This is a genomic window from Nostoc sphaeroides (assembly GCF_003443655.1).
Taxonomy (GTDB): Bacteria; Cyanobacteriota; Cyanobacteriia; order Cyanobacteriales; family Nostocaceae; genus Nostoc; species Nostoc sphaeroides.
On the sequence record NZ_CP031941.1, the window covers coordinates 279,363 to 301,065 of the forward strand.

The 21,703-nt window shown below is 41.3% G+C and carries 19 protein-coding genes; 6 read left to right on the top strand and 13 right to left on the bottom strand.

Going from position 1 to position 21,703, the window contains the following annotated elements; all coding sequences use genetic code 11:
• Positions 1-365: 365 nt before the first annotated feature.
• A complete protein-coding gene (locus D1367_RS01380) occupies positions 366-1,058 on the bottom strand; it encodes a hypothetical protein (RefSeq protein WP_118162012.1) in 693 nt (230 codons plus the stop codon).
• A gap of 732 nt (positions 1,059-1,790) precedes the next feature.
• Here D1367_RS01380 and D1367_RS01385 point away from each other — a divergent pair.
• From D1367_RS01385 to D1367_RS01400, 4 genes are all read left to right on the top strand, one after another.
• Complete coding sequence (locus tag D1367_RS01385; protein ID WP_118171013.1) at positions 1,791-2,675, top strand: lipid kinase; 885 nt, start codon at positions 1,791-1,793, stop codon at positions 2,673-2,675.
• A 53-nt stretch (positions 2,676-2,728) separates the two neighbouring features.
• Positions 2,729-3,334, top strand: coding sequence for an exopolysaccharide biosynthesis protein (locus tag D1367_RS01390; RefSeq protein ID WP_118162014.1), 606 nt, complete (start codon positions 2,729-2,731; stop codon positions 3,332-3,334).
• Positions 3,335-3,968: 634 nt separating this feature from the next.
• Positions 3,969-4,526, top strand: coding sequence for a hypothetical protein (locus tag D1367_RS01395; RefSeq protein ID WP_118162017.1), 558 nt, complete (start codon positions 3,969-3,971; stop codon positions 4,524-4,526).
• Between the two features lie 179 nt (positions 4,527-4,705).
• Positions 4,706-5,482 (top strand): SDR family NAD(P)-dependent oxidoreductase, encoded by a 777-nt coding sequence (locus tag D1367_RS01400; protein ID WP_118162020.1) that lies wholly within the window; start codon positions 4,706-4,708, stop codon positions 5,480-5,482.
• A gap of 271 nt (positions 5,483-5,753) precedes the next feature.
• Here D1367_RS01400 and D1367_RS01405 read toward each other — a convergent pair whose 3' ends face one another.
• The 9 genes from D1367_RS01405 to D1367_RS30005 all read right to left on the bottom strand — a co-directional run bounded on the left by D1367_RS01405 (position 5,754) and on the right by D1367_RS30005 (position 13,785).
• Positions 5,754-6,533, bottom strand: a complete 780-nt coding sequence (locus tag D1367_RS01405) for a photosystem II electron transport protein, Sll1252 family (RefSeq protein WP_118162022.1) — start codon at positions 6,531-6,533, stop codon at positions 5,754-5,756.
• Positions 6,534-6,571: 38 nt separating this feature from the next.
• Positions 6,572-7,102 carry a GNAT family N-acetyltransferase gene (locus tag D1367_RS01410; protein WP_118162024.1) on the bottom strand — a complete coding sequence of 177 codons (531 nt, stop codon included), beginning with the start codon at positions 7,100-7,102 and terminating at the stop codon, positions 6,572-6,574.
• The gene (locus tag D1367_RS01415; RefSeq protein WP_118162028.1) at positions 7,103-7,612 is read right to left on the bottom strand and encodes a hypothetical protein; all 510 of its coding nucleotides are present in this window, start codon (positions 7,610-7,612) and stop codon (positions 7,103-7,105) included.
• A gap of 359 nt (positions 7,613-7,971) precedes the next feature.
• Positions 7,972-8,349 carry a hypothetical protein gene (locus D1367_RS01420; protein WP_012409408.1) on the bottom strand — a complete coding sequence of 126 codons (378 nt, stop codon included), beginning with the start codon at positions 8,347-8,349 and terminating at the stop codon, positions 7,972-7,974.
• A gap of 256 nt (positions 8,350-8,605) precedes the next feature.
• Entirely contained in the window at positions 8,606-10,846 is a 2,241-nt protein-coding gene (locus tag D1367_RS01425; protein WP_118171016.1) for a TolC family protein, read from the bottom strand.
• A gap of 103 nt (positions 10,847-10,949) precedes the next feature.
• Complete coding sequence (kaiC, locus tag D1367_RS01430; RefSeq protein ID WP_118162030.1) at positions 10,950-12,512, bottom strand: circadian clock protein KaiC; 1,563 nt, start codon at positions 12,510-12,512, stop codon at positions 10,950-10,952.
• A 113-nt stretch (positions 12,513-12,625) separates the two neighbouring features.
• Positions 12,626-12,949 carry a circadian clock protein KaiB gene (kaiB, locus tag D1367_RS01435; protein WP_109012544.1) on the bottom strand — a complete coding sequence of 108 codons (324 nt, stop codon included), beginning with the start codon at positions 12,947-12,949 and terminating at the stop codon, positions 12,626-12,628.
• Between the two features lie 82 nt (positions 12,950-13,031).
• Positions 13,032-13,613, bottom strand: a complete 582-nt coding sequence (locus tag D1367_RS01440) for a KaiA family protein (RefSeq protein WP_118162034.1) — start codon at positions 13,611-13,613, stop codon at positions 13,032-13,034.
• On the bottom strand, positions 13,582-13,785 hold the full coding sequence (locus D1367_RS30005) for a hypothetical protein (RefSeq protein WP_147337319.1): 204 nt from the start codon (positions 13,783-13,785) through the stop codon (positions 13,582-13,584). The genes D1367_RS01440 and D1367_RS30005 overlap by 32 nt, the downstream gene beginning before the upstream one ends.
• A 580-nt stretch (positions 13,786-14,365) precedes the next feature.
• On the opposite strand from D1367_RS30005, the gene D1367_RS01445 reads away from it, so the two are divergent.
• Positions 14,366-17,599, top strand: coding sequence for an ATP-binding protein (locus D1367_RS01445; RefSeq protein ID WP_181985184.1), 3,234 nt, complete (start codon positions 14,366-14,368; stop codon positions 17,597-17,599).
• A 72-nt stretch (positions 17,600-17,671) separates the two neighbouring features.
• On the opposite strand, the gene D1367_RS01450 is transcribed toward D1367_RS01445, so the two are convergent.
• From D1367_RS01450 to D1367_RS01455, 3 genes are all read right to left on the bottom strand, one after another.
• Positions 17,672-19,600 (bottom strand): ArnT family glycosyltransferase, encoded by a 1,929-nt coding sequence (locus D1367_RS01450; protein ID WP_181985027.1) that lies wholly within the window; start codon positions 19,598-19,600, stop codon positions 17,672-17,674.
• A 397-nt stretch (positions 19,601-19,997) separates the two neighbouring features.
• On the bottom strand, positions 19,998-20,138 hold the full coding sequence (locus tag D1367_RS30320) for a hypothetical protein (protein ID WP_181985028.1): 141 nt from the start codon (positions 20,136-20,138) through the stop codon (positions 19,998-20,000).
• Between the two features lie 38 nt (positions 20,139-20,176).
• Positions 20,177-20,812: a hypothetical protein gene (locus D1367_RS01455; protein ID WP_118162036.1), complete on the bottom strand. Its 636-nt coding sequence runs from the start codon at positions 20,810-20,812 to the stop codon at positions 20,177-20,179.
• Positions 20,813-21,362: 550 nt separating this feature from the next.
• Here D1367_RS01455 and D1367_RS01460 point away from each other — a divergent pair.
• Complete coding sequence (locus D1367_RS01460) at positions 21,363-21,695, top strand: DUF565 domain-containing protein (RefSeq protein WP_118162039.1); 333 nt, start codon at positions 21,363-21,365, stop codon at positions 21,693-21,695.
• The last annotated feature ends 8 nt before the right edge of the window (positions 21,696-21,703 follow it).

Here is a 21,703-nt window from a genome sequence, read left to right on the forward strand (position 1 = left end):
TTGTTTGAAAAGTGGTTAGCTGTGATTTCAAGCACTTATTGATCCCCCCTAACCCACGCCAGTCGCTCCACTTGCAATACGGTTCGGTTAAGATCCCCCCGCCTACGGCGACCTGCTTTTTAAGGGGGTAAAAGAGGCTTGGAAGCCCCCCTTTTTAAGGAGGGTTGGGGGGATCTTCAAAATATGAAAACGTTAACCGAACCGTATTGGCTCCACTTGGGGAGACCCCTGTCCCTGCGCTGGCTCCCCTTCAAAAAGGGGAAAACCGGAATCAAAGTCCCCCAATTTATCGGGGGATTTAGGGGGATCTAAAACATTCTCATAAGGGAATTGCTGTTTTATGATTTGAAAACATTCTCTTATTTTTATTCTGCAATGCTCTTAGCAATAGCAGTCGCATTGCCCACGGATTTTTTTGCGGCTAGTAATTGAGCAAGAGTTCTAGTGCGGAGAGGACGAGGGTCCCCTATTTCAGGAACACAAAGAATAGACAGAGACAGTTTATCAATGGTTTTTTCTGCATTGAGTAGCGAATCAAGAATTGCTTGTTTGCCACTTATAGAAGTAAGAGCATCCTCTAAAAAAGATTGGGCCTTAGCTACATCCTTTTTACAGGAGTCACTAGTAGTGCTTGAATTAGCAGCAGCAAAGTTATCCAATGTAGCTTGGGCCTGGGCTATGGCTTTTGAGAACGCTATAGAATCCGTTTTAATTGGTTTAATACGATATGGATATAAATTCTGCGAGTATATCTCATCATTGACTAGAACAGCAGTACCATTTTGCTTGCCAGTTGCGGAAACTATTTTCCACGTCCTAGTCTGTACGTTCGCTCTGTCGGAGCTACCAGCTGTGGATACACAAAGTAAGTTTCCTTCACAGTCTATACCATTAGTATCTAAATAGCCTCCTTCCCAGTTGTTATAGCCATTTTGAACTAAGTAAGTTCCTCCATAAATAAGGGGAAAGGTAGTTTGAGCGTTTGCATTCGGAGTTCCAAAAAACAATGTACTGATAAACAAAAATACTGCCAGAACAACTGAACTAAGTTTTTCCATAATTTTATGCCTTTCAACTATTTACTATCTGTATAAAGCTACAAATGCAGAAAAGCCTATTCCAGAAAATCTTACCACTTCAGCTACATATTTGATCTGGCTTTTATTCTTTTAAAAAATAAAAATCAGCCTCTATTCGGAATGCCTCTTCAAGCAAAGATTTCGAGTTGGAACTATACATCAATTTTCTTTAGTTAAATAATATAAATCTTGCTTTTGGACATAAAATACTAAATATGCACTAGCGATTTCAGCCATTAAAATAATTCGTAGCTCGTAATTAGTAATTAAGTTTTTTAATGGGAATTTAGAACCAGAATGACATACTTGCAGCTTATCAGAAGCTCAAGTAACTTAAACCCACGGAACTTGTTAATAGTAGTTATACAAAATTTATCTAAAAATATGTATCTTATCTATACTAATAAAAAATATTTTATTGTATTGTTAGGCATTATTTCCTGGCTATAATAGCATAAATATCTATTTTAGAAACAAAATACGTAAATCCAGTCATTTAGTAAGTAAAAAGCATATTTACTGACTATCAACACACCGACGGCTAATAGAGATAAAATAGAAATTAAAAATTCGTAAGCACAACATAATAACTATTGACGAAATGATTTTTTGATAACTGTCATAACAAATTAAACACTTTTTGATAGTCAACTTGAAGCAGAATATATGGATGCGGATAATTGGACATATCAACTACAAAAGGTACTACCCATGAGTTCTCGCGCACTGCTGTTAGTAAATCGTCATGCCCGCCAGGGGCAAAAGGGTCTATCGGAAGCGATTGAATATCTGAAGACACTTGGCTTTGATTTAATTGAGGAGTCTACAGAAGACCCTAAACATCTTGCTGAAGTTATACTTCGCTATCAGCATCAAGTTGACTTGGTAATCATTGGTGGGGGAGATGGGACTCTTAATGCCGCAGTAGATGCTTTAGTTGATACTCAGTTACCCTTGGGAATTTTGCCTTTAGGAACTGCCAACGACCTAGCGAGAACTTTGAAAATCCCGAATTCCCTCAGCGAAGCTTGCAAAATTATTTCATATAGAAATTTACACCGCATCGACTTGGGTTGCGTGAACGGCAAGCACTTTTTTAACGTTGCCAGTCTGGGATTGAGTGTAAAAATTACCCAGCGACTTACCAAAGAAGCCAAACGCCGTTGGGGAATATTTGCTTATGCCGCCACTGCATTGCAAGTGATTTGGGAAGCTAGACCTTTTACTGCGGAGATTTTAATCAATGGTGAATCAGTTCGCGTGAAAACAGTGCAAATTGCTGTGGGTAACGGCCGCTATTACGGCGGTGGTATGGCAGTGGCTGACGATGCGGCAATAGATGACCAAAGGTTAGACCTCTATAGCTTGGAGATTAAACACTGGTGGCAGATTATACTATTACTCCCTGCAATGCGACAAGGGCGACATATACATTGGGAGAGTGTACGCTCTCTTCAAGGTCAAGAAATAGAGGTGCATACTCGCAAACCGCGCCCTATCAATACAGATGGTGAAATCACTACCTACACTCCTGCTCATTTTCGGGTTATACCTAAAGCTATAGCTGTTTTAGTACCCCCAGAAATTAGGAGTTAGGAGTATTATTCTCTCTTATCTTCCTCTGCTAAAAATGTGGGAACTCGCACCAAATGCATCTGAGATTTTCTCAAGATATAAAGTCCCTGTTGCAACGCCTAGCTCAACAACCGCTAACTCTAGGTGATATTTTGGCAGAAACCTCAGAACGGGGGTTCTGCCTGGTAATTACATTATTAATTTTGCCTTTTTTATTTCCTATGCCACCGGGATTAACTGGCCCTTTTGGTGCTGCTTGTTTACTGTTGTCAGCCCAAATGGTTTTAGGGAGGCGTGAGCCTTGGCTGCCAAAAAGAATTGCTAACTACAAATTTCCTCGTCCCTTTGCCCAGTTACTTTTGCAAAATTTGGGACGTCTTACCAAAGTGTTACAGAAAATCGCCCGTCCCCGATTGGCAAAAATAGCCCATAATCCTTTGATTTGGCGAATTAATGGGTTTTGTATCTCTTTGTTAACAATATTACTAATATTACCAATTCCCTTGACAAATCCCATCCCCACTGTAGGTATTTTACTTTTGACTGTTGCCACCATTGAATCTGACGGTTTATTAATTTGCATCAGCTACGGTATTACTGTCCTAATTACCTTGTTCTTTGGATTTATTGGTTACGCAGTATGGTTAGCTCCCGGTTTGCTGCCATCTATATTTAAATAATAAAAGCCCCCAGCTTTAGGCTGAAGGCTGTAATTTATTAGGGTGCATCTACTATTTATTACTCCGCTTTATTAATTGCCATATCCGGGAAGATTTAACCTCTGAGCAAATTTATTTTATTATTAAATTAAAAAAACATAAACAATAAAAAAGCCTTCAACTAAAAGCTGAGGGCTATGAATTATTAGGGTGCATCTACCATTTATTAATCCGCTTTATTGGTTGCCATATCCGGGAAGATTTAACGTTATAAAAAAATATTTTAATTTCAAATCAGAAAATGTCAATAACAAAAAAAGCCCCCAACTAAAAGCTGAGGGCTGTGATTTAATTAAGGTGCATCTACTATTTATATATCCGTCTTAGTTCTTGCTGCATCAGGAAGAATTGAAAAAAATAGATGGCTGTAGAATTGATTTCGTTAGCTACAAAGTTAGTACTGATATCAACGAGGATAACCTACGGTATTTGACTAGGTAATCATTGACCAACTTTACAGTAATTTTACAAATATCCCGAATTTCCTTTAGATACACAAAGTTTCTGTTAATATCTCTGATGGGATATCCGCAATAGTACTAATTTAGTTTATTAGTTGGGTATATGACTATGAAAGTTAGACGCACCCAACTTAATGAAGCGATCGCAGTTTCTATTAGCCCTTGCTAGTTTTAGTATTGTCGGGGGAAGCTTTTTTCTGAGAAGAACTTTTAGCAGTACTAGGGAACCTAAAATAATAACTGATACATCACGTTACAAAGAAATTCGTAATCAACTATGGTCTGATAATGACCAAGTAAAACATTTTCCTAATGAGATTCCCACTGATGGCAAAGATGTTCGCATTGCTTACTCTCCCGAATTTTCGCAAGGAAGTAGTTTTTTTCAAATTAGACTGAAACAGCCGCCAAACAAGATAGAAAAATTACTTTCACAATATAGAAGTAGTGCAAAGCACAAATATAGGGGTGGTAGCACAAACGACCACATAAATCAACCTAATGGTGTGCCGACAACTTTTTTCTACACCAGTGACTCTCATACAGAATCTTTTCCACCTAGTTATGAAATATTGGTATTAAATACAGAGGATAAAGGTAGACCTAGTTTCAAGTGGAATCATGGAAATAGCTACGGCGTCGCTATTAATAGTTCCGCCTCAGAAATTATCTATTGGTCTGAAAAATGGTAATTAACAATTTCATTTTGAATTTGAATCGCCATGATAAAAATTATGAGTTTGGTTACGACCCTCTTTTTAGTACTAAATACTACTTTTCACCTTTTGAGTATATCACTTTGGGTAGTTAAAACTTATAGCCAGCATAGCTAAGATTTTAATGCTGGTTAAAAACTATCTGAATATGTATAATGCCTACTGCTTTAATTACTGGTGCTTCTAGTGGTATTGGTAAAGCTTTTGCCGAGGAACTAGCTGCACGCAAGACAAATCTTGTACTCGTTGCTCGTTCGGAAGAGAAACTAAGCCAATTAGCTAAACAACTAGAAGAACAACACAAAATTCAAGTAGAGGTTATAGTCAAAGACCTCACAGAACCTAATTCAGCATCTGCTGTATTTGATGTCACTAAAGAAAGGGGATTAACCATTGACTTATTAATCAATAATGCTGGTTTTGGTTACTATGGCGACTTTGCCGAAGGGGATGGAGAAAGACAAGTCAAAATTGTACAATTAAACATTTTGGCATTGGTAGATTTAACCCATAAATTTCTCCCCTTGATGCGGCAACGTCGTTCTGGAAGTATTATTAACGTATCCTCTATTACCGCATTTCAACCGATACCATACCTTTCTGTTTATGCTGCCAGTAAAGCTTTTATTCTCAGCTTTAGTGAAGCACTATGGGCAGAAAATAATCAATATGGCGTCCGTATTTTAGTAACTTGTCCAGGGCCAATAGAAACAAACTTTTTTGCAGAAGCTAATTTTCCTCCAGCGCTGGCAAGTACTACAGATAAAGTGTATTCTTCCCAAAAAGTTGTTTGGGAGTGTTTAGACGCTTTGGAAAAAGGCTATCCAACTGTTATTAGTTCTGATACTAGCACTCAAATTAGAAGCAAATTATCTCGACTTGTACCGCGCAAACTTCTGTTGAATATGTTAGCAAAACACTTCAAATCCTAAGTATATGTTTAAAAGTTAGGAGAGACGCGATTAATCGCGTTAGGAGAGACGCGATTAATCGCGTCTGTACAAAAGTTGGGAGTTGGGGGTTTGGAGTTAAAGAAAGGGGGGAATTTAAAAATCCTAACTTTTCACTCCTAACTCCTAACTCCTAACTCCTAACTCCTAACTTTTCACTCCTAACTCCTAACTCCTAACTCCTAACTCCTAACTCCTAACTCCTAACTTTTCACTCCTAACTCCTAACTCCTAACTCCTAACTCCTCACTTATTAGATATACCTTGTTAATTGAACTCGGTAACGGTCTTTTTTTGTAACGGCGATTTCCCCAACTTCTAAACGTCCTTTAGAGCGAATGGCGATTAAGTCGCCTGATTTGACTTGAGAACTAGCTTGAGTAACTTCCTTCCAATTGACGCGGACATCACCAGCATCAATGAAATCAACCATTTTGCTGCGGGACATGCCAAAACCAGCAGATGCGATCGCATCTAATCTTAAAGAAGCCTCCACAGTAGTTAATTCTTTTTTCTTTGGTTCCCTAACCCTTAATTCACTTACCTCAATTCGCTGAGTTTTCACAGGAACCGATCGCACCTGTTTCAGGCTCAATTCCAAAAATTCCACCAACTCTGGTGCAACAATCGCCTGCGCCCCTCGTTCTCCCAAGACAATAACATCTCCCGTCTTTTCACGAACAATTCCCGTCCCCAACATTGCGCCTAAAAAGTCGCGGTGAGAGGCGGTATCAAACAGGAAATTACCAGCAATTTCTACAGCTACAAGGCTGACTTGAGATTGATCTAAGGGAAGTTCTGAACGAGCGATCGCTATTCTTTGGCGTTCAGCTTGCGGATATCCGCCCCACGCAACTAATTGCACTTCTGTTAATCGGTTAAACACCCGTTGAATTTCTGCCAATTCTGGGGGAGACAGAAAATCAGTCAAAACCACTTCCCAAGTTTTGATGGCTTGCTCCGCTTGGTCGATTACACGAGCTACACTATCTCGATTTTCAACGCCTTTTAAAAGTTCTTCTCGTGGCAACATTCTTAAAAATTATGAGTTATGAATTGAGAATTAATCTGCTATAAGTATCTTGATTCTAACTTTAATTCCCATTCCAGCAGGTTTTCATCCTTAGCAATTTGTTGCATTCCCAGTTTTTCCAAAATGCGAATCGAGGCAACATGATCGTCTGGAGAATGAGCGATAATTCTTTTGAGTTCTGGCTGAGTAAAAGCAAAATCGACCAGTGCTTCTACTGCTTCAAAAGCAAATCCCTGCTGGCGATAAGCTGATAGCACTTCATAACCCATTTCTACAGTTCCTGTCTGATCGGGTTTGCCAATAAAACCTAAATCGCCAATTAAAGTAGAATCGGCAATGTGAATCATTAGCCAGACACCCCAACCCAACTGGGAAGGATCATCTATTAGCATCTGAGCATACATTGGGAAAATATCTAGCACCTCAGATCCATACCAATCATCAGGAACCCGTACCCCCAAAAGGCTCTCTACTTGGGGTTTATTTCTTGTCACAACGGCTTGCGCCACCTCCAAAGAACATGGAAGTAACTCAAGTCGCTGTGTTGTGATGTGTAAACTATGATTCATTCAATACACAGTATTTGTGTCAGCATAACCTTGGATATTTTCTGGATCAAACTGACGTAATATTCGGGTTGCTTGCCGAGTGAGAGTTTCGGAACCTTGAACGGCAACTAAGTATTTACCCGCATCTAAGCGGTTGCGATAAGGTAAAGCATCACCACTTCCTACGAGTAAACCGACTCCGCCACCGACAAGCACACCACCCATAGCACCACTAGCAGCCCCCAGCAGTCCGCCAACGATGTGATTGCCAATTTCACCCGCCCAGGCAAAAGTATCTAAACCAGTGATCAGGCTGAATGTAAAACCTGCAAAAAATCCAAATGGTATCAGCCAGGTTGCCATCAGTTGTGCTTGCTTTTTGGCTTGGTCTTTGGGGTCAATTAAGCCAAACTCGTCAGCTGTTTTATATCCTTTCCCAAGGATAGTGCTATTTATGCCTTGTTCTTCTAAAGCTAAGTAAGCAGCTTCGGCTTGAATGCGGTCTGGTAATACAGCAACAAGGTAATTCATTGATTGTACAATTTGTCTAATAGAAGTTTTGCCTTAATTAACAGCGTATCAGTCCTTGTCAAATCATCTTGCATTGGGAGTAGAGACGCGATTAATCGCGTCTCTACAAGAGAGACGCGATTAATCGCGTCTGTACAAGAGTTAGGAGTCTTACTCCCCTTCCCTTGCAGGGAAGGGGCTGGGGGTTAGGTCTGTATTGAACTCAACTGCAAACCGCGATCGCACAAGTTATAGCGGTTCCCATTCAAATGAGGTACAAAATTATATCGCAAGGTGTAGGGGCACAGCAGTGCCGTGCCCCTACGAGTGTACGTCACTAGGCCGGGAAACGCTATAGTACAAGTTAAATGTACATCCCCTCACTTTAGCGAATCTAGTGGCTCACAAAAATTGTTCACGCCTTGCTTGAGGACATAAATCAAAACTGGTGTTGCCAAAATTTTAGGAAACGTCGGCATTGCTTTTAGATGTTCCATCATCTTTTGAGGTGAAGTATTAAGCAAATCTTCCCGATATTCTTGTTCGCAAATGACCACACGCCATTTTCTAGCCAAGGCATCTAACCACTCGGAATTTGCTCTTTCTGGTTGCTGTCCCGCCCGAATAGCTAGCGTCATCGCCGCATCTTCTAAATCTCCATCACAGTCTTCAATCAAATCCAGCGCTTCCATATCGCTAGGATCATCTGCCAATTGAGAGCGAAACTGTGCAATTTCTTGAGATGTTACTTTAGTCATGAGTCTTTGAAAAGGCGAGCGATGCCTACGGAGGTAAACTACGGACACTCAGTTATGCTACATCATTTCACAAAATTCCTGTTAAAAATAGGTTTTTTTACCAAAAAGCCCCATTCTTCAATGTAATTATTGAAAAATGAGGCTTTTAGAATTTTTAATTGAAAGTACAGGTCGGCGGAAATAAACTTACCATTTCATTACAGCCAGAAAGCCCAAAATTAAAGCATGGGTGACTTTTAACTTCCGCCTTGCAGTACTAGCGTAATGCCCTGAGGGTAACAGACCGTTGTAACTGAGCTAAAGCACGGTTGTAATCCAAAATTGCTGTAACTCGATTACCTTCAGCTTGTGTGAGGTCGTTTTCAGAGTTAATAACATCAGTTTGAGTGCCTACACCAGCTTGGAATCGCAAACGCGCTAAACGTAGAGCTTCTCTAGCTTGTTCTAAAGCGGTATTAGCGGTTTGAACATTCTCTAATCTAGATTGCTGGGTAGAATAGGCTTGTTCTACCTGAAAGCGAATTTGGTTGCGCTGTTCGGCAAATTGAGTTTCTGCGATCGCAATATTAGCTCTAGACTGATCTGCCCTTGCTCTTGCTGCTCCTCCATCAAACAAATTTAGGCTTGCCTGAACTCCAAATGAATAACCATCAGTAACACTGACATTATCATTGAACTGATCTAGCAGGTTGTACCTGGCGACCAAACTAACTTGAGGCCCCAACTCTGCAAGCGCCTGCTTACGCTGTTGCTCGCTGATATTACGTTGTGCCAACTGCTGTTGCAATTCTGGACGATTTTGATAAGCCAACACAATACTTTGTTCTAGTGTTGGGTTCCAAAGACCAGCTAATTGTACAGGGTCGGCTGCACTGATATTTATCGCCTGCGGCAAACTTATCCGAGTTGCTAATTGACGACGGGAAATTTCTTGCTGGGATCTAGCATTAGTCAAATTTTGTTGGGCATTTGCTAAATTCACCTGCGATCGCAACACATCAAACCGCGTACCAACCCCAGCTCGCTCTAATGCTTCTGCATCACGCAAACTAGCCTCAGAGTTCTGCACAGCCGACTGGGCAATACGTACTTGTTCATCCGCTTGTTGCAGATTGTAGTAGTCAGTGGCAACATTCAGACGGATTGTTTCAGACTGAGTTTCTACAGCAAACTCATTAAAACGTACCTGTTCTTCAGCTGCTCTGATGCTAGCTTGCACTCTCCCAGAACTATAAAGGTTATATGAAAGTTGTGCTTGACCGGAAAAAGATGTACTCGGTCTATCTTGCTGACCGGCGAACGGATTTTGGCTGTTTATTTCGTCCGTCAGCTGACTACCAGCAGACTGACTACGAGTAATATCCGTGCTAATTCCCAGAGTGGGCAATAAAGCAGCTTGCGCTTCGCGTAGAACCGCTCGATTGCGTTCTAGCTCTAATAGAGACACCTGTAAATCCCGATTATTCCGCCGTGCTAGCTCTAAAGCCTGTGCCAAAGTAATCGGCTGATTTCCTTGAAGTCTCACTTCCTCCGGTTTGGTGGGAAATTGCAGGGGATTTGAGCTAGGAATCAGGTTTTGTGGAATTTGCACCGGCCCGGACGGCGCAGGAGTTATGGTTCTCGGTACTGTGGAAGGTTGGACTGAACCCCCTGGCGTCGGAATTACGGTTTCCGGCACTGTGGAAGGTTGCGCTGAACCCTCTGGTGCAGGAGTTCCGGTTTCTGGCACAGTAGGAGTTGGCGTCGATTCTGTCGGAATCGGGGTATTACTCTGAGCAATGCGACCAGCAGCATTTTGTTGTGAGCAGGTACTTGAAATCAGTCGCAAAGCAGCTGAGGAATCAGTTTTGCTTTTCCCTAACTCCTGTGGACATCTTTGGGCTGACAACAGTTTTGCCGATTCTACACCTGTAGCTGAAGTTTGTAAAAATATCTGCGACTCAGTAACAGTATTTATCTTTTGAATCACTGGCTGCTGGAAAGAAGACAGGGACAAAATTTCTTTTTGGACAGAAGAGGGTTTTGAAGTGTAGTTGGGAACTACTATGCTCTTTGATTCCTGCCCATAAGCCCTTGAATTACTGTTTTTTTGGTTATTTTGAGCAGAACGGCTGACATCTAGCTGTTGGGAAGCATTAGAGGTAGGTGTCAAACTTAAAAATCTACCTTCATCTTTCTTAAGTACTTGTTTTATTGGCACAACAGTATTTTCAGCCGTAAACACTGGAATACTGTTATTACTTAAAGGCTTCATACTAAGTTTAGTGAAACCGAAAGCAGGTACTAGGGTTGGAACACTAACATTTGCACCGTTATGCAGTTGCGTATTCACAATGCCCCCAACTAAGTTTTGACCATAAGTAGAAGTCAAAACACTAGGAGAAGAGGTCATCTGTACCCCAGTTAGTTTTACAGTACCAGCCCAAGTTGGCTGAGTTGTTAAGACCGCTGCTGTCACACCAGGCAATAAGCTATGGAATAATTGCTGTCCTTTCACCGCATCCCTCACACGAAAATCAATCTAGCGGCAGAAAACCTTTCTTCACCACAGAATATAGCACGATACTAAATTTAGGAAAGAATATACTACGATACTAAATTTAGGGTTCGGAACTCTGTTTGTCTTCAAAACGTCTAACAATGCGAGAAAGTTCCGCCTTTTCATCGATACTAACGCGAGTAGGTGCACCGCTAATAATCCGTTCGTAGTTTCGGAATGAATCTTTGATATCGGGCCCGTCAGCAGTAATATTATACTCACGAATGCCCTTATCATGCCAAGACCCGCGCATTTTAAATACGTTAATTGCCCGCGACATTTCTCCACGAATTTCTACGTACTGTAACATGAGAATTGTATCGGTAATCGTGGAGATATGAGAATCAGTAATGGAATGCGCTCCCAGGAATTGGTCAGTTGTGTTGGTAAAGAAACCAGTAATTTCTTCTTGTTTAGCATAACCCGTCACACCAATTACAAACTGCCTAAATGCATTATTGCTCACTCCTCTAGCTAATGCTGATAGGGAGTCAATGGCAATTCGGGCTGGTTTGAAGACAGCAATTTCTGATTTTATAATTTGTAAGTGGTCTTCTAAACCAGTTGATTCGGGATAGGTACAAATTATTTTAAGTAAACCTTGATCTTCTAATTCTTCAAAATCAATTCCCCAAGAGGAAGCATTACGAGATAGTTGGGCGCGTGATTCTTCGTAAGCAAATAATATTGCCTGTTCTCCATTGAGACAGCCATCTTGAATAAACTTACTCACTAAAAGGGTTTTACCAGTCCCTGTGGCTCCTGTGGCCAAAATAATCGAATCTTTAAAGAAACCACCACCGCACATTTCATCTAAAGTTTGGACACCAGAAGATACCCTGACATTAGAAGATCGTTGAGTCAAGCGCATTGCTCCCAGAGGGAAGATGTTAACCCCTTCATTAGTAATCGTGAAGGGATACTCGCCTTTCATGTGAGTTGTACCGCGCAATTTGAGAATTTCAGTTGTGCGACGGCGGCGTTCTCCTTCTAAAACGTTGCGAACAATTACTACATTATCGGAAACAAATTCTTCCACTCCAAAAGAGGCAACGGGGCCATATTCTTCGCTACGTTCAGTTGTAATAATAGTGGTGACATTGAGTAGTTTGAGACGGGCTACTAGGCGGAAAATCTCGCGCCGGACTACTCCCATTGCTTCATACTGTTGAAATACTGCTGTTATTGAGTCGATTGAAACTCGTTTAGCTTTGTATTTGCGAATCGCATATTGCAATCGCTCAATTAGTGCAGACAGGTCAAAATTCCCAACTATATCCTGTCCTTCAGGATCGGGAGATGCATCGAGAATAAACAACTTGCCTTCTTCAATTAGGCGTGGCAGGTTCCACCCAAAAACATGAGCGTTTTTAATAATATCACTGGGTGATTCTTCAAAAGTAACAAATACTCCTGCTTCGTCAAAATAGGTGATGCCGTTATAGAGAAACTGAAGAGAGAATAAAGTTTTGCCTGTACCGGAAGTGCCACTGATTAACGTAGTTCTACCAATTGGTAAACCACCATGACTAATATCGTCAAACCCTTCGATCATCGTGCGAATTTTTTCTACACCTCCAATTTTCGGTGTATTTGTTGGTTTTACTTGCTCTGTTTCACTCATTGCTTGATAACAAAAGGGTATTAAAAACTGTTTTTTATGACTAAATTTTAGACTCTATTTTTTCGAGGCTATTTGTAAACATGGCTCCCCTACACAGTTCAAACTTTGGCTGATTAATTATTTTCCTCTTCAAAATCTCCTTCACTCAGTTCTTCATAAAGCAAATCTAACCCAATCAATACTCTCTCCCTATCTGAAAGATCCCCAATAATTTTGCGAACGGGTGGAGGCAAAATTTTAGATAATGTTGGTGTTGCCAATATTTTATCTTCTTCTGCCAGTTGCGGGCTTTTCAGTACATCGATCACCTTTAAAGCATAAACCCCTTTAAACTCCTGCTCTAAAATATTTTTGAGTGTTTTTAATGCCCGGACTGAATTAGGGGTATTCCCTGCTACGTAAAGTTTGAGAACGTAGGTTTTTCTGGCTTTATCCATATACATACAAGCTAGTCATGATAATATAAATACAATATTTGTTTGCCCATTGTCGGTGGCTAACAACATAAATAATTTTAATTTATCTAGAAATCGAACTTCTGTAGAGTTCGCATAGGTGAGCTAGGATATCTATCAACGTTAAACGATAATCAAGTAATGCTTCGTTGCTCCTTCCTTCTAATTTTAGCTGGTTAGAAAATTCTTCAATTACCTCCATGTGAATTTCAATGATTTGGGGCACAGGAATATTTGCATAAAATATACTATTAATAAATTTATCGATTTTTTCTTTGAGTGTTTTATCTGTGGTAAAATAGTTGATAAGAATTACGCTGTAATCTGATTTAAGGTGTCTTAATAATCCTTGCCTTTCTGCTGGAGTCATCTCCTGGAAATGCTGTTGGCTTTTTTGGGTGTGACTGGCAAATACATAGGTATACTTGTCTGTGTATGCTTGATTTAAATTTTGTTGCAGCCAATTTGGTAAATAGTTGATTTTTACAGAGGTAGTTGCAATAAGGGGTAGATAGCAAAATTGGGCAATAATCGCGTCAAGAACTTTCCCCACCCATCTGCTCCAACCTTTTTGGTTGTCTAAGTCAACTAGATTATATAAACATTTCTTAACATTAAGTTGCAGAATCAATATCGGTAATAACATTTATTCTTAAATCTATCTCCTCGATCGCTCTGACCAAGAAACGTGGGCTGATAAGTTTGGCTAACGCTTCTAAGGGAATACTAGGTGTGCAGTAAACTGGTGATTCCACCCCAAAACAACGCTCTATTTTAGCAGGTAGTGCTAGCACCGCAAGGCGGAAGTCAAAAGTCAAAAGTCGAAATTGTTGTATATCAAGACTTTTACTTGTTTAAAATGGTAGCTTGATTTACGCCTTGCGCCCCTATTCACTCAACAACTTATTGCAGAAACTGAGTAATTAGACTTAGTAGGTCTTTGATGATGAGGTATTTGTCGGCATAGCAAGACACAGTAGTTAATCTATTACTTGCATATCTATATAGATAGATATATTTTTTTATTTTGCTCCTTGATAAGATACTTAAACGAACTTAAAGGATTGTCCCATTCTAAATCATTATAATTCCTCAAGGTTCTAAAGCGATTCTTTGGGGCCATAATTGTTTTAGCTGTCGCTATCGATGAGGAGTTTAAATACCAGTAAGACACTGGGGAGGCTAGTTGCTAGAACTTAGAAACGTGGCCTCTTGGAAAAATATAAAGGACGCAAAAGTGCCCGTGAGGGTAAATCCCGTTTTTTTAATGGCGTTGAAATAACCAGAGTTGCTTATATGAGTCTTCTTAGAGGATATGGCTTCAGGCGAAAACACCATCAAGAGTTGGCAGATGGAAATGCCGGAGGGTTCCACAGGAAGAATGACCCCAAAAGCCCTATGTTAATGCTAGATTACCCGCTTTATGACTTTCAGGCAACCGTACCTAGCTGCCCCCAAACAAGTTCCCTAGCAGTGGTGTTGGAGATTTTTGAGCAAGAGCAGTGCGATCGCTTGGTAGTAGTGAATCAACAGCAATCCCCCATCGGTTTGCTGTATTCTGCCCGTTTAATCCAAAAATTATTAGCACATAGTGACGATAAAAATCTAAATTTACATCAATCAATCTCTATTTGGGGTCAAGGTCTAATTGAGCCAATACAGACAATATCAGCTTCTGAGCGTGTAGAGCAATTAGGCTTGCACTTGAGTTATGCCCAAGCCGAAAAACAACAGAACTTAGATTGGGCGCTGATTGACTCTAATGGTCAATATTTGGGGCTGCTGGATAGTTCTTGCCTGTTGCGATCGCTGGCTAAGGAACGCATGGCTGGGTTACAAAGTTCAGGCATCGAGAGATCGTCTGGTGTGCAGCCGCCAAATCAACCCAAATCATTGGGACACCAGCCACTGGTACAGTTGCTGGAAAGACTGCCTTGGCCTTTGATGTTGCAAACGGGTACTGGCGAGGTGGTAGCCCGAAATCCCGCCTGGTGGGAGCAATTAGGAGCCTTGAAAGATCCAGAAGGAGTTAGGCAACAGGTGGAGGCAATACTTGTTCCTAATCCCTCCGAAAAATCAGAATATGTCAGCCAACGAGGAATCAAGGTTTATCCCAATGGTAGGGAGAATGAGCATGGTGGTGAAGAGGAACTAAGCCAGCAAGAAGCATCACCAGATCCTGTATACAGTCGCTGCTATTTGGATAGTCAAGTAGGGACTTGTACTTGCGTTGTCGAAGTGCAAAATGGTCAAGAACAAATCTGGCAATTTGCCAAAATTCCGTTAGATAGTCCTGAGTTTCAAGTCATGGGTGGTGAAGCTGAGGTTGCACTCAGCGATGATTTGTGGTTAGTTTTAGCTACTGATGTGACTGAACAGCAGCAGCTTTGTAAAGAATTGGCTGCAAAAAACGCCGATTTAATTCAACTAAATCGGTTGAAGGACGAGTTTTTAGCTTGTATTAGTCATGAACTGAAAACTCCCCTAACTGCCGTTTTGGGATTATCGCGGTTGCTGGTGGATCAGCAGTTGGGAGAACTCAACGAGCGTCAAGCCCGTTATGCGGGACTAATTCATCAAAGCGGACGCCACCTGATGAGCGTGGTTAATGACATTTTAGATTTGACCCGGATGGAAACGGGACAAATGGATTTGACGCTGACTCCGGTGAAAATTCAGGCTGTGTGCGATCGCGCCTTATCAGATGCTAAAGCCATCCACACTCAAACTACCAAAGCATCTGCCTCACAACCTGCAAATGCCCGTTCATCTGCTCCCCAATTCTGCCTTTCCATTGAACTAGGTTTAGACCAGATAGTGGCAGATGAATTACGCTTGCGTCAGATGCTAATACACCTACTTTCCAACGCCTTTAAATTCACCGAATTATCTGGCGAAATCGGGCTACGGGTGAGTCGTTGGGAAGGATGGATTGCCTTTACCGTTTGGGATACAGGCATTGGCATTCCTGAACACCAGCAACACTTAATCTTTCAAAAATTCCAACAACTAGAAAATCCCCTCACCCGCCAATTTGAAGGCACTGGTTTGGGGCTGGTATTAACCCGGGCCTTGGCTCGTCTCCACGGCGGAGATGTCAGTTTCTTATCGCGTGAAGGAAAAGGTAGCCAGTTTACACTACTTCTGCCGCCCAGTCCCCCGAAAACAGGCTTTTCGGAACCAGATATGGGAATCACACAAGAGGAAGAAACACGACACCAACAGAGACGGGAAAATTCCGCAGATCGTCAGCATGTTAGTACGCCCGTACAGCATCATCTTGCCAGTTCGCAACGGTTGGTCTTGGTAGTCGAGGCAGTAGCCCGATATATTGAAGACTTGACCGAACAACTTAAAGGTTTAGGATATCGGGTAGTGATTGCGCGATCGGGGACAGAAGCAGTCGAAAAAGCTCGGCGCTTGCAACCAATAGCGATATTTTTGAATCCGTTGCTACCCCTACTATCAGGCTGGGATGTGCTAACTTTACTAAAATCTGACACCGCAACCCGGCATATATCTGTAATTGTGACAGCGACGGCAGCCGAAAAGGAGCAAGCATTTGCTAACCGAGCCGATGGTTTCTTAAGCTTGCCAGTAGAGAATCACCTTTTAGCACCAGTTCTCGAAAAATTATGTACTTCACCAGCAGTTTTGCCGCAAGGGTCAAACAACAGCGCAATTATCCCAACTAAAACCCCACTGCGAATTCTCAGGTTGGTGAATCCCCAATTGGAATCTGTCAATCCCCACCCCTCACTTCGAGAACACCGGGTGATTGAAGTAGATGACCTAGATCAAGCAGAACTTTTGGCGCGGGTATGGCAGTTTGATGTCATTTTGCTAGATGTCGAAAGTACCACCGCCCAAATTTATCTGCAACAACTAATTCAGCACCCACGTTTGGCGGCTATCCCACTAGTTACTTGCGATGTCGCAACCACCCTAATAGCTTCTAAAATCCCAGAATTATCTGTATTTCCTTACTTAACACCATTTGCTAAAGACAACAGCAGTCGCACGGAGAAAACAGATGCCTTACTATCAGTATTGGAAATTGCTTCTGGGATTTGCTGTCCTCCTAACATCTTGGTAGTGGATTTAACAATGCTGCGTGATTTACCACAGGTAAGACGCAAGCAAGTTAAGGGTTATCGGGCAGCAAAGAATTGCTCAATTAGTAGTGAAACTGCTCAACGGGGATCTGAGTGGTTCCAAGCTTTAATTCAGTACCTACAAACAGCAGGCTTCAAAGCGGCGATGAGTCCCTGTTGGGCAGAAGTGTTACAACAAATTCGCCACCAAAGTGTTGACTTACTGCTAATTTGTTTAGGAGAATCCGCTATCCACAAAGATGTGCTAAGAGCTTTGAAAACATTGGGAGATTCGCCTGACAAATTACCACCAATTTTAGTACTAAATCAGCGATTAAATCGTCTAGAAACCAGTTTCCAGCCTGGGGGGGTAGCTGATAAGGATATTGACAAGCAGAAGAAGAATGGTTTGGAATCGATAGAAACTATTGTTGGTGCGATCGCTACCCAAATATTACCGCGATCGATATCAATGGAAGACCTATTAAACCAGATCAATCATGCTTTAGCTGTCAATGGTTACAATCACAAATGTTAATGGGGTCATTAGTCATTAGTCATTCGTCATTGGTTATTCGCAAAGGACAAAGGACAAATGACTAATGACAATTTATGAAATATCCATTTTTTCACTTTTCTTTTTCTTAAAAGGAACTCGAACCAAGTTATAAGCACCCTTGGTCGATAAACTCTTGTAATCATCTGGCTGCAAGTCCATTTGTAAAAACTTTTTCTGTTCAGCCAATAGCAGCACTGAGGCAGGTTTTAGTCCTTTGGCAGCCTGGTTTTTGATATGGTCTATAGCCTCTTGGGGAAGTCCTAAATAATTTACATGAATGTGGCTGTAAAATACCACACTAGGCTTTTTGAAGCCAAGCATGATCAATTCTTCATTTGGTTCTTTTGCTTCTAGAATGACCGCAGACAATTCCCTTAAGGGTAATTGACGTTCTCGATCAATAAAGAACGAAGCAGGGGTTAAGACAAAAATTAAAAACGCTACAAACCCGATTAAATTAATAGCGATAACCTGGTTCCATTGGCGATTTAGTAATAAAGCTGCAACTAAAACGGCACAAACTAGCCACATTACCCCGGCTATTACTGGTAAACCAGTTCGTTGAATTTGTTCGTGGAAGTTGCTTATAGCTGGATCAGTACCTAATATGTGGGTTATGTTAAACAGTGCTGTTGCCAGAACTGATAAAAATACTACATTCACCCAACCACTGACTCCCAGAAAAGAGGGAGAGATAGGAGGAGTGGGAGAGGAAGAAACAGGAATTGTTTGCCTAGCCTCTGTATCCTGGAAAAAATCGCTCCATAACAAGGCTACCAAGATTGCTGCTGCTGGCATTAAAGGCAACACGTAGCTAGGGAGTTTGGTAACAGCAACGGTGAAAAAGCCAAAGATGGTAGCAAACCACAACCAGGCAAATAAACCAAACTGTTGAAAACGTTCAAGCGATCGCCAGTGCGATCGCTGCCAAAACTTTAGTCTTACTACAGAGAGTGGTAAATACACTGAGTAGGGCGCAAAACCCAGCAACACTACTAAAAAGTAAAAATACCAAGGTGCTGAGTGACCATTAACTACTTCTGTAAAGCGTTCCAGGTTGTGGTAACCAAAAAAGGCATTAATATAATTCCAGCCATTGCGCCAAATTACTAAAGCAAACCACGGCACTGATAAACCTAAAATTATCAATACACCCACGAGAAGGCGCATTTCTGACAACACCTCTCGAAATTTTCCCACATAAAGCAAAAAGGCGGCAACAATTAGCCCTGGTAAAACAATTCCCACTGGCCCTTTACTTAAAATTGCGCCAGCAATTAGCACATAAAAAGCTATATACCACTTATTAGGGAATAGGGCAGAAGAGGCAGGGCGGGGGGCAGGGCGCAGAGGAGAGGAATTTTCCCCCTGCTCCCTGCTCCCTGCTCCCTGCTCCCTGCTTTCCTCCCCTGCGTACCCTAGAAAGAAACATAACAAAGCTGATGCCATACATCCAGTGAGCAGCATATCAGAGACACCAGTTCTCGCCCAAATAATAGTTTCGGGATTGAGTGCCATGAGGGCTGCTGCGATAAAAGATGTTTTGTAGCGGCGAGTCGGACGCGAAACTTGCTCTAGTTCGTCTTGTTTAGCGAAATACCACTGTATGGTATAAAAAACTAAACAAACTAAGGCGAAGGCTGCGATCGCTGAAGGAAGGCGTACTGCCCACTCATTCACCCCTATAATTGCATAAGCGATCGCCTGACACCAGTAAATTAAAGCAGGTTTATCGAAACGAGTGTCACCATTGAAAAATGGGGTAATCCAATCACCTGTGACAAACATCTGGCGGGAAGCTTCGGCAAACAATGGCTCTGTCTCATCAATCAAACCAATGTTGCCCAAATTCCACCCAAAAGCTATCCAGCCAATCAATATCAACCACAAAATCGACACAGTTCTACCAAGGGCTGGATTCTTTGCTATTTTGTTGAACCACTGATCAACATTGTGCTTAACACTCAATTTCATGCTCATTAGTCAATAGTCAACAATCACTACTCAATAGTCGTTGATTATCTATCTTTTGTTCTTCGGAGTTTTAAACTCAACAATATTACACTTTTTCCCGTTCAGTAACGCCAGTTGTTTCAAGTTGTCAGAAAAACTTCTCCAACACGCTAGTACAGCATGGCGGAAATAAACCCACCATTACAAACCCTGAAAAAATCAACCTTTGCAGTCTTTGAAAATGGTAGGCGTATTTACGCCGACTTGTACTAGTACCGCAAGGCGGAAGTCACGCATTCAAAAGTATTATGGAATAAGCTTTTTAGGGATTATAAATGGTTGCTCTATTTCCGCCGTCTAGTGGAAGAGGTATAAAAGTTCGTAGTAAGGACTTTAGTCCTTCATTTGAGCGATAAATCGCTCACTACAAACCTAGCAAAATGAATTTGACGGTTAGGGAGACGCGATAAACGGTTAGGGAGACGCGATAAACGGTTAGGGAGACGCGATAAACGGTTAGGGAGACGCGATAAATCGCCGTCTCTACAAGGAATCTATCCGTCAATTATTTCTTGACAGACCACTAGTACTACTAAATCTCAACTATGGACTCAGCACTAGTTGCCATTCTCTGTTTTGGGAATTCCATTTAGGTAATTGAGTTTCGCCGACAACATAGGGGCCCCAGTAACGACGGGAACCATCTTGTGCAAAAGCAACTAAAATATCTCCCTTCTCTAGCTTTAAATTATTTTGAGGTAGGGATAAAATCAGTCCCTTCTCACTACCTTCTTGGGGAGCAAAATCCCAATGTGCTGGTACATCATAGTTAGCCTGTTTACTACCAGAGCCTTTTGCAAGCGGCTGTCGCGCTAGTAGAGCCAACCGTACAGGCTGATTTGTTTGATTGCTCATTCGCAAAGTTCCTTGATCTTTGCTTTTGCTAGCTGATTTATCACGCTCTGCCAAGACAGGATAAGTATTTTCTTTAATATTAGGTTCTACTTGATTGGTTGAGGTAGTTGCTGAAGTAGATAGACTAGCGGAAATACCCTTTTCAGGTGAAACGGGTGTAGAGGAAGCCGTCTCCCACTGAGTAGTTTCAGTCGGCGGTTGTGAAGATGTATCTGGGTTTGTAGACTCAAAGGATACGCTTACTCCAAAGCATCCCACCAGAGCAACAAGCAGTCCCAAGCAAAAAACTGTAATACCGACGTTACGATATACTGAGGATTTCATATTGAGAGTTATTAGAAATAAATATTTTGTCTAAGCTTGACCAAATAGTAGCCTATTATCCCAAAAGGGAATCATAGAAAGTAGTCTAATATAGACTTTCCTAAAATTATTGATACTTATGTATTAAAAGGATCATTATTATTAGAAAATATTTGGCGGAAATAATTTCCTTGATGCTTGATAAACTTGGGGTAGAGATACCCATTGCTTTGTGTCTTGACCGTAGGCTTGGATAAAAACAAGAAAATTAGATACCGAGCCAGCCATTTCATTTGTATAAATAAAAATAAAAATTTAGTGAAACCACTAGCAGCCCCAACAAGGCGTTTTTTGCCAAACCCTAAGATGCATATTTCATCTTGCGTTATAATAAGCAGCCTTTTAAGGGGCTATACTTGCCTAAAGATGATAGGATGTGCAAATTTGAATCAACGCTGAAAGCCCAGCAGATATCTATAATATTAACAAACAAGCTGAGGCTAAAACCAATATCCTCCTTAATATAAAAGATATTTCAAGATATCTTGACTTTTTTTCAGAAGTCTATGTGATGCAAAACACTCGTCTCAATAACTTATTCGATGCCATTGCTACACGCTTGGGGCAATGGTTTTTAAATCCTTGGCGGCGGTTATCGTTGCTGATCATTAGTTTTTTGCTAGGTTTTTTTCTGGCAAACGTAGCTTCCACTACAGCCGGTCAACGAGCAGAATTAGACATAGTGGTAGCTGCTTTTTTAGTAATGTTGACGGAAATTACCAGTAGGATATTTTATCATCGGAGCTTTTTGGATAGGCGATCGCTCTTAATAGATTCATTAAATCTCCTCAAAGTTGGTTTCATGTACGGACTATTTCTCGAAGCCTTTAAGCTGGGATCGTAGGGTGAGAG

What these genes read in the sequence shown, in the direction of transcription:
- D1367_RS01380 (WP_118162012.1), bottom strand. Translation starts at nt 1,058, where the DNA reads ATGGAAAAACTTAGTTCAGTTGTTCTGGCAGTATTTTTGTTTATCAGT.
- D1367_RS01385 (WP_118171013.1), top strand. Translation starts at nt 1,791, where the DNA reads ATGAGTTCTCGCGCACTGCTGTTAGTAAATCGTCATGCCCGCCAGGGG.
- D1367_RS01390 (WP_118162014.1), top strand. Translation starts at nt 2,729, where the DNA reads ATGCATCTGAGATTTTCTCAAGATATAAAGTCCCTGTTGCAACGCCTA.
- D1367_RS01395 (WP_118162017.1), top strand. Translation starts at nt 3,969, where the DNA reads ATGAAGCGATCGCAGTTTCTATTAGCCCTTGCTAGTTTTAGTATTGTC.
- D1367_RS01400 (WP_118162020.1), top strand. Translation starts at nt 4,706, where the DNA reads ATGCCTACTGCTTTAATTACTGGTGCTTCTAGTGGTATTGGTAAAGCT.
- D1367_RS01405 (WP_118162022.1), bottom strand. Translation starts at nt 6,533, where the DNA reads ATGTTGCCACGAGAAGAACTTTTAAAAGGCGTTGAAAATCGAGATAGT.
- D1367_RS01410 (WP_118162024.1), bottom strand. Translation starts at nt 7,102, where the DNA reads ATGAATCATAGTTTACACATCACAACACAGCGACTTGAGTTACTTCCA.
- D1367_RS01415 (WP_118162028.1), bottom strand. Translation starts at nt 7,612, where the DNA reads ATGAATTACCTTGTTGCTGTATTACCAGACCGCATTCAAGCCGAAGCT.
- D1367_RS01420 (WP_012409408.1), bottom strand. Translation starts at nt 8,349, where the DNA reads ATGACTAAAGTAACATCTCAAGAAATTGCACAGTTTCGCTCTCAATTG.
- kaiC (WP_118162030.1), bottom strand. Translation starts at nt 12,512, where the DNA reads ATGAGTGAAACAGAGCAAGTAAAACCAACAAATACACCGAAAATTGGA.
- kaiB (WP_109012544.1), bottom strand. Translation starts at nt 12,949, where the DNA reads ATGGATAAAGCCAGAAAAACCTACGTTCTCAAACTTTACGTAGCAGGG.
- D1367_RS01440 (WP_118162034.1), bottom strand. Translation starts at nt 13,613, where the DNA reads ATGTTATTACCGATATTGATTCTGCAACTTAATGTTAAGAAATGTTTA.
- D1367_RS01445 (WP_181985184.1), top strand. Translation starts at nt 14,366, where the DNA reads ATGTTAATGCTAGATTACCCGCTTTATGACTTTCAGGCAACCGTACCT.
- D1367_RS01450 (WP_181985027.1), bottom strand. Translation starts at nt 19,600, where the DNA reads ATGAGCATGAAATTGAGTGTTAAGCACAATGTTGATCAGTGGTTCAAC.
- D1367_RS01455 (WP_118162036.1), bottom strand. Translation starts at nt 20,812, where the DNA reads ATGAAATCCTCAGTATATCGTAACGTCGGTATTACAGTTTTTTGCTTG.
- D1367_RS01460 (WP_118162039.1), top strand. Translation starts at nt 21,363, where the DNA reads ATGCAAAACACTCGTCTCAATAACTTATTCGATGCCATTGCTACACGC.